The organism is Providencia sp. PROV003 (assembly GCF_045040775.1).
GTDB lineage: Bacteria > Pseudomonadota > Gammaproteobacteria > Enterobacterales > Enterobacteriaceae > Providencia > Providencia huashanensis.
On record NZ_CP096369.1, the window covers coordinates 1,347,206 to 1,362,704 of the forward strand.

13 protein-coding genes are annotated in these 15,499 nt (G+C 40.7%); 3 read left to right on the forward strand and 10 right to left on the reverse strand.

All coding sequences use genetic code 11. The annotated features are described in order from the left end of the window. Positions 1-4: 4 nt before the first annotated feature. Complete coding sequence (locus M1F14_RS06160) at positions 5-754, reverse strand: sugar phosphate isomerase/epimerase (RefSeq protein WP_071548636.1); 750 nt, start codon at positions 752-754, stop codon at positions 5-7. Positions 755-1,233: 479 nt separating this feature from the next. Here M1F14_RS06160 and M1F14_RS06165 point away from each other — a divergent pair, with 479 nt between their 5' ends. After that, positions 1,234-2,577 (forward strand): phosphoethanolamine transferase, encoded by a 1,344-nt coding sequence (locus tag M1F14_RS06165; RefSeq protein WP_048605993.1) that lies wholly within the window; start codon positions 1,234-1,236, stop codon positions 2,575-2,577. Between the two features lie 60 nt (positions 2,578-2,637). On the opposite strand, the gene M1F14_RS06170 is transcribed toward M1F14_RS06165, so the two are convergent. The 7 genes from M1F14_RS06170 to M1F14_RS06200 form a co-directional block, all read right to left on the reverse strand. Further along, the gene (locus tag M1F14_RS06170) at positions 2,638-4,110 is read right to left on the reverse strand and encodes an FGGY-family carbohydrate kinase (RefSeq protein ID WP_042845518.1); all 1,473 of its coding nucleotides are present in this window, start codon (positions 4,108-4,110) and stop codon (positions 2,638-2,640) included. Positions 4,111-4,121: 11 nt separating this feature from the next. Continuing rightward, on the reverse strand, positions 4,122-4,985 hold the full coding sequence (locus M1F14_RS06175; protein ID WP_042845516.1) for an L-ribulose-5-phosphate 3-epimerase: 864 nt from the start codon (positions 4,983-4,985) through the stop codon (positions 4,122-4,124). 19 nt (positions 4,986-5,004) lie between these two features. Beyond that, on the reverse strand, positions 5,005-6,039 hold the full coding sequence (locus M1F14_RS06180; RefSeq protein ID WP_042845514.1) for an ABC transporter permease: 1,035 nt from the start codon (positions 6,037-6,039) through the stop codon (positions 5,005-5,007). Between the two features lie 13 nt (positions 6,040-6,052). Continuing rightward, the gene (locus tag M1F14_RS06185; RefSeq protein ID WP_048605995.1) at positions 6,053-7,042 is read right to left on the reverse strand and encodes an ABC transporter permease; all 990 of its coding nucleotides are present in this window, start codon (positions 7,040-7,042) and stop codon (positions 6,053-6,055) included. Then, on the reverse strand, positions 7,035-8,552 hold the full coding sequence (locus M1F14_RS06190) for a sugar ABC transporter ATP-binding protein (protein ID WP_042845511.1): 1,518 nt from the start codon (positions 8,550-8,552) through the stop codon (positions 7,035-7,037). Before M1F14_RS06190 ends, M1F14_RS06185 begins: the two co-directional genes overlap by 8 nt. A 157-nt stretch (positions 8,553-8,709) precedes the next feature. Next, positions 8,710-9,702: a substrate-binding domain-containing protein gene (locus M1F14_RS06195; RefSeq protein ID WP_042845921.1), complete on the reverse strand. Its 993-nt coding sequence runs from the start codon at positions 9,700-9,702 to the stop codon at positions 8,710-8,712. Positions 9,703-9,914: 212 nt separating this feature from the next. Beyond that, positions 9,915-10,727 (reverse strand): DeoR/GlpR family DNA-binding transcription regulator, encoded by an 813-nt coding sequence (locus M1F14_RS06200; protein WP_042845509.1) that lies wholly within the window; start codon positions 10,725-10,727, stop codon positions 9,915-9,917. A gap of 454 nt (positions 10,728-11,181) precedes the next feature. Between M1F14_RS06200 and araD the strand changes: the two genes are divergently transcribed. After that, positions 11,182-11,880, forward strand: a complete 699-nt coding sequence (araD, locus tag M1F14_RS06205; RefSeq protein WP_042845508.1) for an L-ribulose-5-phosphate 4-epimerase — start codon at positions 11,182-11,184, stop codon at positions 11,878-11,880. 335 nt (positions 11,881-12,215) lie between these two features. On the opposite strand, the gene M1F14_RS06210 is transcribed toward araD, so the two are convergent. Continuing rightward, positions 12,216-13,709, reverse strand: a complete 1,494-nt coding sequence (locus tag M1F14_RS06210; RefSeq protein WP_042845506.1) for a UxaA family hydrolase — start codon at positions 13,707-13,709, stop codon at positions 12,216-12,218. A gap of 249 nt (positions 13,710-13,958) precedes the next feature. Between M1F14_RS06210 and exuR the strand changes: the two genes are divergently transcribed. Continuing rightward, positions 13,959-14,720, forward strand: coding sequence for a transcriptional regulator ExuR (gene exuR, locus M1F14_RS06215; protein WP_042845504.1), 762 nt, complete (start codon positions 13,959-13,961; stop codon positions 14,718-14,720). Here exuR and M1F14_RS06220 read toward each other — a convergent pair whose 3' ends face one another. After that, positions 14,721-15,455 (reverse strand): Crp/Fnr family transcriptional regulator, encoded by a 735-nt coding sequence (locus M1F14_RS06220; RefSeq protein ID WP_048605997.1) that lies wholly within the window; start codon positions 15,453-15,455, stop codon positions 14,721-14,723. It abuts the gene before it with no gap. Between the last annotated feature and the right edge of the window lie 44 nt (positions 15,456-15,499).

A 15,499-nucleotide genomic window follows, 5' to 3' on the forward strand; every position in this document is an offset into this window, starting at 1 on the left:
GATATTAAACCCCTTTTAATAGCGAAACATAGTGTTCAGTAATGGCACGTAAATCGTGACCTTCTAGTGGAAACTCAATGCCACGTGGTACATTATTAGGCAAAATCTGTAGCACTTCTTCCCATGAACCATCACTGTCATCAAGGGCGACCGCCACATGCTTATCAGTACGTAACTGACAGGCCTTGACGTGAATATAGGCCACTTGCTTAGTAAATATGTGGGCGGCTTTGAGAGGATCTTCGTGTTGCCAGTACCAGTTGGCCATATCGAAAGCCATCTTAATGGGGATGTTTTGTGCTGCAACACCCCTAAAAAAGCGCTCTAATGGGGCAATATGACCACCTGCTTCCGTCTGGTCATTCTCAATCACGAGTTGTGTTGTATATCGATTGATAACGTTAATGACTTCAGACAAGTCATAATTTTCAGGTGGTTCACCGAGTGACAGTTTTAAGAAACGTGCATTAAGTTGTTTGGCTTCGTCGAAATAACCTTGTAATTTGCTGATTATGATAGGTTCACGTTGCTGAAATAGGGTATCAGGAACGGAATAGACAGCGGTTAATTGCCTTGATTTCAGCTGATTGCTAATGTCAGCTAGCCTATCATTAGGCAGCAAAAGCTCTTGGCGGATCTCTACGCCATCAGCGCTAGCCCCTTGAATAATATTCAGCAAAGCTTGCTGCCCACCCAGCTGTTTTACTGCCTGTGTGCTATAGGCAGCAGTGACAACAATAATATCTTTGCTCATGATTTTCCTCTGCCTTATTTTAGGTAATGGTTTTAGTCTTTCTGAGAATAAATCATTATGGAACCGGTTCCATTTTGTTTTCTAGCAATGAAAGATAAAAATAAGAGCCACATCACTAATCAAACTCCGATGAATGCTTAATAACTGATCCCTATCACAGTTCATTATGTAAAGGATGTAACGTTTTTTAAGCTGTATCTGATGAAAATATATTGATATAACACTTTGTTTTTAAATACATTTATTTTTCACGGATAAGAAATTATAGGGAAGTATGAGATAACTGTGTGAATTCTCGTGTTTTATTATTGTTATCTGTATCCCAATTTCTTATTTATAGTCTTTCAATGAAATATTATTTCAATATATTAATATTTGAGTGAAATTTCAGTTCAATTATTAACTGATTTCACAAGCTCTGCCCTGACTACACCACAGCAACTCAAAAAATAATAAGTTATGAAGATGAGGTTCTGAACATGAAAGTAATTAAAATGACTGCACTTTATAGTGCACTTTTGTTAGCCAGCGTTTCGTTGGCTCAAGCGAATAACAGTGAAAACACAGGTGTGTATAAGAAAGCCTGTACTCCAGAATTAATACAAGGCGCAAAAACCAATGCGGACTTATGTTTTGGGGTGGAAACGGCTAGCGATATTCAGATCACCAAAAAAAATGACCCTAAATATAAAATCAAAGTGGTGATTATTGGCGAAAGTACCAATAAAAATTACATGAATACGTATGGCTACCCATTGGAAAATACGCCATTTTTATCTTCCGTGAATGGACGTTTCTTTAACAACTTTATCAGTGCAGCGTCCAATACGGTGCCCACATTAACCCGCGCTTTAGCGAAGAATGATTTAAATACCATTACAGAGCATCATGAAAAGCCTTACTACAATAATAATTCGATTGTCGATTTAGCCAATAAAGCGGGCTATGAAACTTATTATATTGGTAACAACGGTAGTTTTGGGGATGATGAGATAGGGTTTACTAACTATTTCTTAAAAGCTGACTATTTTTTACCTGTAAGAGACAATAAAACAGGGTTTGATAACCTATTTGTTCAAGAAAAATTTGTCGTTGATGATAGCGTAAATAAGCTGACCAATGATTTTAAAATGTTACCTGCATTTAAAGCTGCATTAAATAACCCTTCAGATAAAGAAAAAGTCATTTTTGTCCATATGTGGGGACCTCACCATGACGGCTGGCCAAAAGGAGCTTGCGAGCTAGTTAAAAATAACTACAACATTAATCCAGAACAATTCGATACAGGCTGGGGAAGTTTGGTGAATTGTTATGTTTCTGCCATCAAACTGAGCGATGATTTTATTGGCGATATTTATAAAACCTTGCAAGAAAATAATAAAAATGGCGAACATCCTTTCTCCATTCTTTATTTTGCCGACCATGGGCAAGGTTTGGTGAAAGCGAATAAGCAACACGTGGCTGCTCTAGAGGCGGAATATAACGGATTCATTAAAGAAGGGAACTTGTATTTGCGCCATGGCCAATTAGTCAAAGGAGCGTATCAAATTCCATTAGTGGTTATGAACTCTGATGATACTCAACGTGAGTTCCGTGATGAGACCTTGAGTGAATGGAATTTATTTGATTACTTCGCGTCTTGGTTAGGGGTTGAAACTAACCTGACATCCCCAGATAAAAGCATTGTAGCGGATACCATCACACCAGAAAAAGATATTGATGTATTTGTTTTTCCACGAGATGAATTTGTAAAATACGATAGCTTACCGCAGGACACAGTACTTTCCCCTGTAACCGTTAATACAAAAATTATTGCGGATTAACTAAACAAAAAAGACAGGGCCTAATGTCAGCACTGCCTTTTTATCGATATAAAACCTTAATTAGCGGCTCAGAGCATCCGCCACGGATTTAAAACGAGCAAATTTATCGCGTAATTGCTGATGCCCAACGGCATTGGGTTGGTAAGTTGTCATTTTCGCTGTACTGGCTGAAATGGCGACATCGAAGCCGGAATAATAACCTGTTCCAACGGCAGCACACAGCGCTGCCGCTTGGCAGCCAGACTGTTGTATGTTGACGACATCTAACGGTAAATTACTCGCATCACAGAACATTTGCATCCACAATGGGGAGTGGGTTGGGCCACCCGTAAAGCGAATGGACTCAGTGGTATTATCGAGCCCAACAATGCGGTCTTGATGCAGCAAGTGAGAGAACACAATACCTTGGTAAATCGCGTAAACAATATCTGCATCTGTATGGTGAGAACTTAAACCTAATAGGCCGCCATGCAGGTTACTATGGTAATTAGAGCCATATAGCCAAGGGAAAAATAGGATATCATTTTGCCTTGTTGCCCCTTCGGCTACGCAATGGTTAAGTACCTCATAGTCCTGTAAGCGTTGATTGAAGAAATGGCGCGTAAACCATGCGAGGTTACTGGCTGACGTTGGGCTTCCTTCATGGACAAAATAAGTACCTGGAATACAGTATTTGCTCCAAACATACGGGTAATCTGATGGGATAATTTCATCAAAAACACGGGTGGAGATTGTCCATGTCCCAGCAACTGCACTCAGTTTATCTTTTTGATTGACGCCCGAAGCCAAGGCTGCACCGACAACATCGAAGAAACCACCAAAGACAGGCGTCCCTTCTGTCAGGCCACATTCTGCTGCTGCTTTATGCGTTACAGTCCCCGCAAGTTGGGCTGAATTGATCACTGGTGCTAATTTGTCATTGACCTCGTCAATACCAAATAGTTTGCATAAGCTAGGGTCGTAACTTGATTTAGTTTGGTTAAATAACTGGCTACCTGAAATATTAGTTTCTTCACAGGCAATTTGGTCAGTAAGGCGATAGCGAATATAGTCATGTACCATTAAAACATGACCTGTACTCCGGTAGTTATCGGGTTCGTTTTCTTTTAACCAGCGTAGTAATGCGACAGGGTGAGAAGCCCAGAGCTGCTGTAAACTCAGCGGATAGGCTTTGTCTGCCGTGCCATTTTTATGCCATTCATCAACAATGGCCTGAGCGCGGGAATCCGAAGATACAATCCCATTTCTAACGGGTTTGCCGTGTTTATCGAGTAAATAGAGGCCCTTACCGTGCGAAGAAAAGCTAACGCCCGAAATTTGTGAAGCATTCAAGCGGCTATTTTTAATCGCTTCGCGGATCACGCTACAGGCTGCTTCCCATAGCACATCCATATTTCGTTCACTAAACCCTGCTTCAGGGCTCTCAGTGGGGAAAGGGTGCTCTGCAACAACAATTTCTTGGCCTTCAGGTGTGTAGACTCCCGCTTTAATAACAGTACCACCAAGGTCGACACCCATAAAAAATGCATTCATTGTGGGCTCCTTTAAGCGTTGTACCAACCAGCTTGTTGCATTTTATCTTCTATCCAATGGCGAGCCTTAATGATTTCAATCAATGGTTCTTCTGCTTTTTCTGTCCACATTTCAATCAAAAAGGTACCGCGATAATTTAAACGCTTTAATAGTTTGAATAAATTCACAAAATCGACACAACCTTCCCCAAAAGGGACATCACGGAATTGGCCTTGGCAGGTTTCTGTTACTGCGTAGGTATCTTTCAAGTGAATAGCCGTGACGTGCTCAATACCTTGTGTGAATTCCTGTTCGACATTATTCCCCCATGCGGTCAAGTTACCCACGTCAGGGTAAACAGAAAACCATGGAGAGCGAATTTTGTCAGATAGGGCTTGCCACTTAGTGATGGAATTCATAAATGGCGTATCCATGATCTCTACGGCACACATTACCTGAGCCGCTGCGGCAACTTCACTGACCCATTGCATCCCTTTTTCAAAATGGGCAATGGTCTGTGCATCTTGCTCTTCATAATAGACATCGTAACCTGCAAGTTGGATAGTCCGGATCCCAAGGTCTTGCGCTAATTTGATGGCTTTTTCCATCAAGGAATAAGCCATCATGCGAGTTGCTTCATCGTGGCTACCGAAAGGGAAACGGCGGTGACCAGATAAACACATTGTTGGAATACGCACGCCAGTTTGCTGGATGGCTTTGACAATGTCTAGGCGCTCAGCTTGGTTCCAGTCCAAGCGTGCAAGGCGTTCGTCGGTTTCATCCACTGACATTTCAACAAAATCAAATCCAGCGGCTTTAGCTAACGCTAATTTCTCTAACCAACTGCTATCTTTAGGTAATGCTTTTTCATAAATTCCAATTGGATGCTTGCGCATGGTGTTCTCCCTGAAAAATTTAACTTTGTGGTGATGTTTTATTAAGGCGCTGGTTGCGGGTCATGGCTCGTTTAGCACTCCATCTTTCTTTGAAGAATTTGAACGCCAGTGCCAAAATTAGGGTGATCCCCCAAACCGCAAGGTTAAAGTGCAGGCTGACTCCCAGTAGGCTTAAACCCGTTGCGATGACTTGTAAAACTAATAAAGCGCAGAATACACGGCTAACTTTCCCAACTCCGCCAAATGGGTTAGTCCCACCTAATACAATGGCAAGGATGGTGAGTAATAAATAAGAGTCACCATAGCCCATACGTGCAGAGTTAAAGCGTGCCATCATAATGAGGCCTGCAAGTACGCACAGAAGGCTAGAAATGGTATAGATGGCGATCATTACGCGGTCTGTACGAATACCGCTGAACCATGTGGCATTGATATTACTGCCACTCATGTAAATATTTTTCCCTAAGCGTGTACAACCTAAAAATAGGGCTAACAAGATAGCGGTGACAATAAAGATAATCATAGCAATAGGGACACCAAATACAGTGTCAGCACCAATAGCACGTACAATCGGTGGCATACCGCTGAGTGCGGCACCTTTAGTAAGGTAAACCCCAATACCACTGATAATGGTCATCGTACCAAGTGTGACTAGAATTGGGTGGGCACCGATATGGGAAATCATTAGCCCTGTGAGTGTGCCAATAATTACCGCGATGACCGTTGCACCGACTAATGCCAATAATAACCACATTAATTGCGTACCAGTTCCTGCCTCCACGGGTAGGTAATTAATAAAGACCCACGCCATAAATAAGCCCGTTAAGTTAGCGGTGCTGATAATCGCAAGGTTTAAACCACCGCTTAACATCGGGACAAACATGGCAAAAGTGAGTAAACCTAGCTCAGGTAATTGGAAGGTAATACTTAAAAAAGTATTTTGCGTAAAAAAATGCCCCGGCATAGCGATGCTGAATGCAGCAATCGCCAATAAGAAGATTGAAAGCAGTCCGATAACAGAGCCATCAATTTTAAAAAAAGCGTGTTTTTTCATGGTGATATTCCTGTTAAACAAAACCTACGTCCGTCTCTTTGCGTTTTTTGTAGTGAGTAATACAAATCGCAATGAGGATAACCATGCCGATGACGATATTGACGAAATAGTTAGAGACGCCAATCAAGTTGAGGCCATTCTTTAAGATACCGATCAGGAAAACCCCCATGAGCGTACCGATCACCGTACCGCGTCCCCCCGACAAACTTGCCCCTCCTAACACCGCCGCAGCAAGTACATCGAGTTCTCCTCCTACGAGGGCACTGGGTACCACTTCACTCATTCGGTAAGTTTGCAGCATGCCACCAATGGCTGCCATTGCACCTAGATAGCCATAAGCGAACAAATAAATGACGGAAACTCGAATACCAATACGAGTCGCAGACTCTTGGCTGCCCCCAACCGCATATAACTGGCGGCCAATATGGGTTTTATTCATTAAAATCCAAGTCAGGAAGGCAATACCAAGCATCACTAAAAGAGGTAGGCCAACTTGGTAGTATTCCCCATCGACTTCGAACGGCAAGATAGTCACAGGGTCTACCCACCAATCGGGTAAATCATAAATACTATGGCCATTTGTTAACCACATCAGCATGCCAAATAACAATGATTGCATGCTGATGGTGATAATGATGGAAACCACATTGAGGGAGTAAATTAATATTGCATTGATTAAACCAAAAGCGATACCAATGACAATCGCCAATGTGATACTCAGGGCTGGGCTAGCAATAATTCCTTGTAATAACCATGTTGCTATGACGTATTGAACGACGGAAGCTACGGCCGCAAAAGAAATATCTATCCCACCAGTGACTAAGACGACAAATAACCCTAAAGCAAAGACACCTGTCACTGCATAGCTTTCACTTAGGTCGAGTAAGTTTTGAATAGTCAGAAATTGTGGGCTCATAGCAGTAAAGAAAACCACCATAATGATAATGACCCAAATTAACCAACCTTCAACTGATTGTGGTCGAAGTTTTTGCCAATTAGCCATTGATGATTTCCTCCAACTGTTGCTCATTGATGGAATCTGTCATGATTTCTTTGACGATAGTTCCTTGTTTCATATGTAAAATTCTGTCGCAGTTATAATAAGCTTCGGAGGCTTCATCGGTAATTAGAAGAATTGAAATACCCACACCAGATAAACGGTGAATTAATTTATAAATACTGTCTTTTGCACCAATATCGACACCCACAGTTGGGGAGTCTAAAATCAATACTTTTGGGCGAGTTAAAATCCATTTAGCAAGAACCACTTTTTGTTGGTTACCGCCAGATAGCGTGGAAAGGGGGTTATTGGGGTCAGTTACTTTAATATCTAAGTCAGCAATCCACTCTTGGACAATGTCTTGACATTGTTTTTCATCAATCAAATGCAATGGGGTTTTTAAACGATCAAGAATGGAAATGACCATATTATCGGCGATAGATTGCTGTAATATCGCACCTAACGTTAGGCGGTCTTCGGATACATAGCCAATACCGTGTTTAATCGCTTCGGTATTGTTCTTCAGCTTAACGGGTTTACCTTCAATACGTAACTCACCATTATCGGGGTGAGTAATACCAAATAAAGAGAGCGCTAGTTCAGTACGGCCGGAACCGAGCAAACCACATAAACCTAATACCTCACCGCGTTTTAAACTCAACGAAATATCTTGATATTGGCCTGAGCGGCTGAAGTTTTTAACTTCTAGAACCGTACGTCTATCTTCCGCATTGTTTGGGGGTTTGCGTTCATGAACGATGTCTAAACCGGTCATGAGTTCGGTAATTTTGCGGGTGGTTAAGCCTTCAGCAGGCCATGTGCCAATTTTTTGCCCATCACGGATCACCGTAATGCGGTCAGATATTTCCTTGACTTCTTCAAGTCGATGACTGACAAAAACGACGGTGATCCCTTTGTTTTTTAAGTAGTTCACTGTCGATAGTAATTGATTTACTTCGGTTCGAGTGAGGGACGCCGTTGGCTCATCCATAATTACTAGGCGAGCATCCGCGACTAAGGCACGGCAGATAGCGACTTGTTGGCGCTGAGCAATGGGTAAAAATTGAACTGGCGTATCTGGGTTAATGGAAAAAGCGAGTTCATTGAGTATTTCTAACGCTTTTTCGCGCAATTTCTTTTTTTGGAACCAACCAAAATACCCTTTGAGGTTCAGCTCAAAAGCGATATTTTCAGCCACCGTTAAGTTAGGGAATAGCGATAAGTCTTGATAGATAACCTGTACGCCTAATTCACGAGCTTTATCGGGTGTTAACCGGTGGTAACTTTTGCCATCAATCTCGATTTTACTGCCATTATCAGGAGCGTACACACCGCTGATAGTTTTGATCAGGGTACTTTTTCCACACCCATTGGTGCCTGCTAAACAGTGCACCTCACCTTTGTTTAGCGTCAAATCAATATTGCGTAATGCACGATGCCCCCCAAAGCTTTTGGAAAGGTCTCGTAAGGTGATGAGTGGGTCGGATTTGTCAGCTTTTGAGGTGGTTGTCATAGGTATAATTCCTACTGCAAATAAATTGGTGTTGGCTTGTTTGTCATAGCGCAAGCTGTTGCGTTGTTGGCTACAACTCGCGCTATACAAAACAGTAAATTCAAAATGCTAATTAATATTGTATTTTTGTTTTAAATGTTATTTTGCTAGTGAAGAATTACAGGCCGACTTCAACCAATTTTTTGGTGTTTTCGATATTCAGATTGACAGGGTTATCACTTAAAATGGTATTGCCACTGACTTTAATTTCACCCATATCACCGATTGAAACGCCATCTTTAATTTCTTCACCGTTCATCATTGCAGTCGCAACTTGAACGAAGACTTGTCCTGCAACTTTAGGATTAGAAATGTAGCCACCATCAATAGCGCCTTTTTCTAGTAACTTAATGCCTTGGCCTGGGGTAAAGGTGCCGAATACACAGGTGGTATCATTTTTGCGGCGCTTATCAATAGCACGACCTGCACCGATAGGGCCTTGCGAGCCAAATGACATAATGCCTTTTAAGTCTTTGTGCTTAGATAACAGGTCATTAGCGGTACGCATTGAATCATCAACGGATTCTGCAACGCCAAAACGGTCATCTACCATTTGCATTTTTGGGTAATTGGCTTTTTGATAAGCAATGGCAGCATCCGCCCACTCATTAACAAGAGGGACCGTTAAACTGCCGACGAACATGGCGTATTTACCTTCTTCACCCATACAAGCTGCCATATCTTTCATATGGTTAGCTCCCATGCTTTGGGTATCAAGTAATTCAAAGTCCCAGTCTGCGTTGGTTTGATTTGGAGATTCGTGAGTAATGACTTTAATACCAGCTTCTTGAGCGCGTTTTAATACAGGCTCAAGTACTTTTGCATCGTTAGGAACGACACCAATGACATCCACTTTTTTGGCGATTAAATCTTCGATGGCACGAACTTGTTCTGCTGGATCAGCCGTTGTAGGGCCAACTTGGAATGCGTTAACGCCCAGTTTTTTACCTTCTTCGGTGATCCCTTGTTCCATAACGTTAAACCAAGGAATACCACCGACTTTAACGACTACGCCCATCGTGAATGGCTTTTGTGCTTTTTGTGATTCGGCCATTGCGACATTGGAAAACAGTGCAACGCTCATTAAACAAGGTAAAACTAATTTTTTCATGTTCATAGTTGTATTCCTTAGTGTAGATGGATACTAAATCGAGATCTCTCATCAACATAGGGTCAATGTTATTATCTCATTTAGGTATGCCTATAATTAAGCGCTAAGGAATTATGGGTACATAATATCCCTGCACTTTTTAATACAGAAAATAAATGAATGATTATTATTTTACTTACATCACGGTTACGGACTTTTTATATTTTAATAAATTACTTATCACACTCGATAATATTTAAATTCGGGAATTGTTTTTGAAAATTAGTATCATTAAGCTTGTTAGTAATGAGTACGTTAATATCCTCAAAGGTACAAACTTGGCTAAAAGCATATTTTCCGAGTTTACTGTTGTCGGCGAGTAAAACTTTATTCTCTGAAACTTGCAACATAATATTTTTCAGCTTTGAATTTATTTCGCTACCATCACGAATACCATTCTCAATATTAAAACCTTGGCATGATAAAAATAAGGTTTTTATCTGAAAGCTACGAATAATACTTTCTGCAATAGGGCCATGAAAATCATCATGACGTTCTGAGTATTCACCACCAATCCCAATCACTCGTACACGATCACGGCAAGCCAGTGCTTGGATAATTTTGACCGAATTAGTGACAACAGTAATATCGATATCAGGTATTTGTCGTGCTAAAAACCAGCAAGTACTGCTGTTATCTAGCATAATACAGTCGCCGGGTTGGATAAACTTCAGTGCAGCCTTAGAAATTTTCATTTTCGCATCAGGGTGTTCTTCGGTTCTTTTGCGAAAGGATTCTGCACCATCGACCATTTGACTGAGTTTGACCGAAGAAGGTATTACATTGACCATTGGCATTTCTTCTTGGTCAATGGCAACGGCACCGCCGAAGCTACGAATAATTCGGTTTTCTCGCTCTAGTACTGTTAAATCACGCCGGATTGTTTCTTGGGAAACAAGACATAACTGAGCTAATTCACGCACTAACGCCGAACCATTTTGTGAAACATGAGAACAAATTAATTTATGGCGTTCGGCTTGTAACATGTTTAACTCCTATTTTTTCCACGATATTTATTCTGCCTGTGTTGCTTTTTTTTTGTCGTGATTAGATTCAAGTATTCCATTCTTGAAAAAAACAAAGCCGTTTAAAGTGATCTTGTATAGCTATATTTGAAAGCAATATGTAATCGTTACATTTTAGTTGTGATGCATGGCGCATTATTTGCAGTATCTTTCTGTGTTACTCATAAGAAACAAAAAAAAATGGGCTAACTCGGTCATATTTCCACGCCTCGATATTGACTTAATGTGACCGATTGTGACCGATTATGACCGATTGACTGTGGTTTGTTGCGAGTTTGTAAATGTGACCGCTTTTTAAATCAGCAAAATCTGTTTACCTTAATAGGTAGAGACAGGTTATCAACACACAAAATATACCCAGAGAATAAATTTTTGTTGTTGATATTAAAGCAAATTTTATAGCTAGGGGATTATTATGTTAGAACAATTGAAGCAACAAGTCTTTGAAGCAAACCTCGCATTACCAAAACATAACCTAGTGACCTTTACTTGGGGAAATGTCAGTGGCATTGATCGCCAAGCAGGGTTAATGGTAATTAAGCCATCCGGTGTGGATTATGAAACCATGAAAGCAGAAGATATGGTGGTTGTCTCACTGGAAACGGGAAAAGTTGTTGAAGGTAATTTTCGACCATCTTCTGATACAGATACCCATCTGGCACTTTACAAGGCATTCCCTGAAATTGGCGGTATCGTGCATACTCATTCGCGTCATGCCACTATTTGGGCACAAGCGGGGCAGCCATTAAGTGCATTAGGCACCACACATGCAGATTATTTCTATGGTGAAATTCCGTGCACGCGTTTAATGACAGAAAATGAAATTGCTGGGGATTACGAAAGGGAAACGGGTAATGTCATCATTGAAACATTTAAAGAAAAAGGTATCACAGCCAAAGATGTTCCCGCAGTATTAGTTAACAGTCACGGCCCATTTGCATGGGGGACAAACCCTGATAATGCGGTGCATAATGCGGTTGTCTTAGAAGAAATCGCTTATATGAATTTATTTACTCGTCAATTACAGCCTGCTGTAGGGGCAATGCAGCAAGAACTGTTAGATAAACATTATTTACGTAAGCATGGTAAAAATGCCTATTATGGGCAAAAGTAAAGAATTAAATGTAGTGTAATTGACATAATAAATTGATTAAAAATAACAAATACTATTTCTTGATTTTTATTATAGTCAAGGAAGGAGTTATTATACAAATAACCACAAAGAAATTCAGTGTGGCTATTACTGTTATTAAAATAATACCCCTTAAAGAGATACCATCATAAAACTGTTCATTAAAGTTTAAACATAATGTTTATATACCCATATCCTAAAATAGAAAGTAGGCGGTAATTAATTATTATCTATAAGGAAATGAAATTAAGATAATAGAATAGGTTAGAAGCGCCCTTATTGTTTCCTAATAGCGAAAACAATAGGGGCAGTTTATTCTAAAGTGTGACGCCCATTTTAAAAATGGCTAATTCGCGGAAGTCATTCACTTCATTTTTGGTTTGCTCTCCATTTACGACCTTAACCACATGTTGAATAAAGTCAGCCAATAACTGATCCATGGATTTACCGGTTAATAAGGCACCTGCATTAAAATCAATCCAATGGGGTTTTTTGGCGGCCAGTTCATTATTAGTGGCAATTTTTAATGTTGGTACAAACCCACCATAAGGAGTTCCACGACCCGTAGTAAATAGCACTATATGGCAGCCTGCGGCACCTAATGCACTGGTTGCAATCGCATCGTTACCTGGAGCACTTAATAAGTTAAAGCCCGGTTTTGTTAGGCGCTCACCGTATTTTAATACATCCATTACTTGGCTGGTTCCCGCTTTTTGAGTACAACCAAGGGATTTTTCTTCTAGCGTAGAGATACCGCCTGCTTTATTACCCGGAGAGGGGTTCTCATAGATAGGTTGATCATGAGCAATAAAATATTGTTTGAAGTCATTGATCATATTTACTGTTTTTTCGAAGGTTTGTTGGTCATGACAATGGTTCATTAAAATCTGCTCAGCACCAAACATTTCTGGCACTTCGGTTAAAACAGTCGTTCCATTATGGCTGACAAGGAAATCAGAAAAACAGCCTAATAGTGGGTTGGCGGTGATCCCTGATAACCCATCAGAGCCACCACACTCAAGGCCAAATTTCACTTCACTAAGCTTGCCTGACACACGTTTATCTTGTCTAACTAATTGATAAAGTTCATTAAGGTGTTCAACGCCCGCTTCAATTTCATCTTCCAATTGTTGACATACCATAAATTTAACGCGATCAGTATCGAAATCACCTAATGTTGCTTTAAACTCAGCCACTTGGTTATTTTCACATCCCAACCCAATCACCAGAACGCCCCCTGCATTAGGGTGTTTTACCATATCTTGCAAAATAGTACGGGTGGTTAAGTGGTCATCGCCTAATTGAGAGCAGCCTAAGGTATGGTTGTAAAGATAGACCCCGTCAATATCAGTCGCTTCATTGTGCTGTTTATTGAAGCGTTCGATCATTTTTCTTGCAAGGGCATTGACGCATCCAACCGTTGGGATCACCCAAATTTCATTACGGACAGCAATGTCACCGTTATTGCGGCGATAAATTTGTACTTCAGGGTCAGGGAGAGTTGCCGCAATTAGGTTACATTCTGGGTCATATTCATAGTCATTTAATGCACTTAAATTTGTTGCAATATTATGAGTATGCACATGCTCACCAGCACTAATTGCAGTGGTTGCATGACCAATTGGGGAACCGTATTTTAAGATATTGTGATCTTTTTCAATCGGCACTAATGCGATTTTATGACCGCGGGCGACATCCTGTTTTAGGGTGACGGAGTGGTTATCAATAGTGATAGTTTCTCCTACTTGCCTATCAGTTAGCGTAACAGCGACATTGTCATTGGCATGTATTTTAATTATATCTTTTATCATGTTTAGTTCTCTGGGCTGGAAATCGGATGTAATGGGATCAACCAATCATATCAAGGTGTGATCAATCATTTTATTGACTAAATTTCAGGCATTATACTATTTGGTTTATATCTTTTAAAGGTGTTATACCAATTTAACTGTAATTTCTTTTCTTAACATTTTCTATTTCACCCAGACATGGTAAATTTCGTTATACTTAGAGCGTTTAGATGCTGGTTACACAGGGTTGTATTGCGAAAGGAGAAAATGATGAGCTCACAAGAGAGTGAACCACGCTTATATCAGCAAGTTGCCGCTTTAGTTAAAGATAGAATTGAAAATGATGCGTACCCAATAGGGACAAAACTCCCCGCAGAACGCTTACTTGCAGACGAAATGAATGTCAGCCGTACGGTGATCCGTGAAGCCATTATTATGTTAGAAGTCGAAGGTTATGTGGATGTTCGCAAAGGCTCAGGTATACATGTTATTAGTAATCGGTCTAACAACTCGGTTAATACGGACAGCGGGCTCGAGTTTAGTCGTTGTGGCCCATTTGAATTACTACAAGCAAGGCAATTGATTGAAAGCCATATTGCAGAGTTTGCCGCGACTCAAGCAACTAAAGAAGATATTTTAAAACTGGTTGATATACAAAAAAATGCACGGAAAGAAGACCGCTTTCGTGATTCAACGTGGGATTTAGCATTCCATATGCAAATTGCAGCATCGACTCATAACAGCGCCATGGTAATTATTGTTGAGCAGATGTGGAGCCAGCGCTTGCGTAACCCATACTGGTTAAAACTTCATGAGCACATTGATAATAGGTCGATTGAAAGTTGGTGTGATGAACATGACCAAATTTTACAGGCACTTGCACGCCGTGATGCAAAGGGGGCAAGGCAAGCAATGTGGCAACACTTGGAAAACACTAAAAAAATGTTGTTTAATGCCACTAGTGATGACTTCGAATTTACCATGGATCGTTACTTTTTTGCGGATAGCCCAACCGTCGATCATAACGATTAGTTATTCCTCATCATCTTCAGAGATTTGCTTTAATGCGGGAAGATTCACTAAGATAATTTTCCCGTATTTTGCATCGATCCAACCTAATTTTTCCCAAGCAACCAAGCGCTTATTGATGGTTTGTCGAGTGGTATTAATGATCGTTGCTAGGTCATCTTGTGTTAGGTATAGGCTAAGTTGGATGCCTTTCTCATGGGGTTCTCCGTACCCTTCGGCTAAGCTAAGCAGCCGTTTAGCTAACCGAGCAGAAACTGACAATAAAGCGCTGTCATTGATAATGGTAAAAGCGTTGCGAATGACCTTACACAGTAAGATATTCAATGATTGATAAAAAACAGGGTATTTCTCTAAGATTGTAGCTAAGTCTTTTGGTGAAATCGTCAACAAAATTGTTGGGCTAATCGCTTTTGCATCGTGAGTACGGGCGGATTTATCTAACATGGCAATTTCGCCAAACCAGTTCCCGGGGGAAAGATAGCGGAATACACATTCACGCCCATCGGTAGAGATGGAACTCACTTTAACGGAGCCTTGAATGACGGCGTATAGCCCTCTAGCTGGGTCGCCTTGGTAGTGAACCATTTCGCCATCGTTATAAAAACGTAGCGTTGCGCATTCCATTAATATACTAATCAAATAGTCAGGTAAGTTATTAAACCAGCTATTGGTTTGTAAAATTTCAATAATGTTTGCATGGGGCAAAACTAACTGGCTATTTTGTACTGCAATGTTCATCTGAATGCTCCCTGCATGAAATAAGCTGACTTTATCATGACATT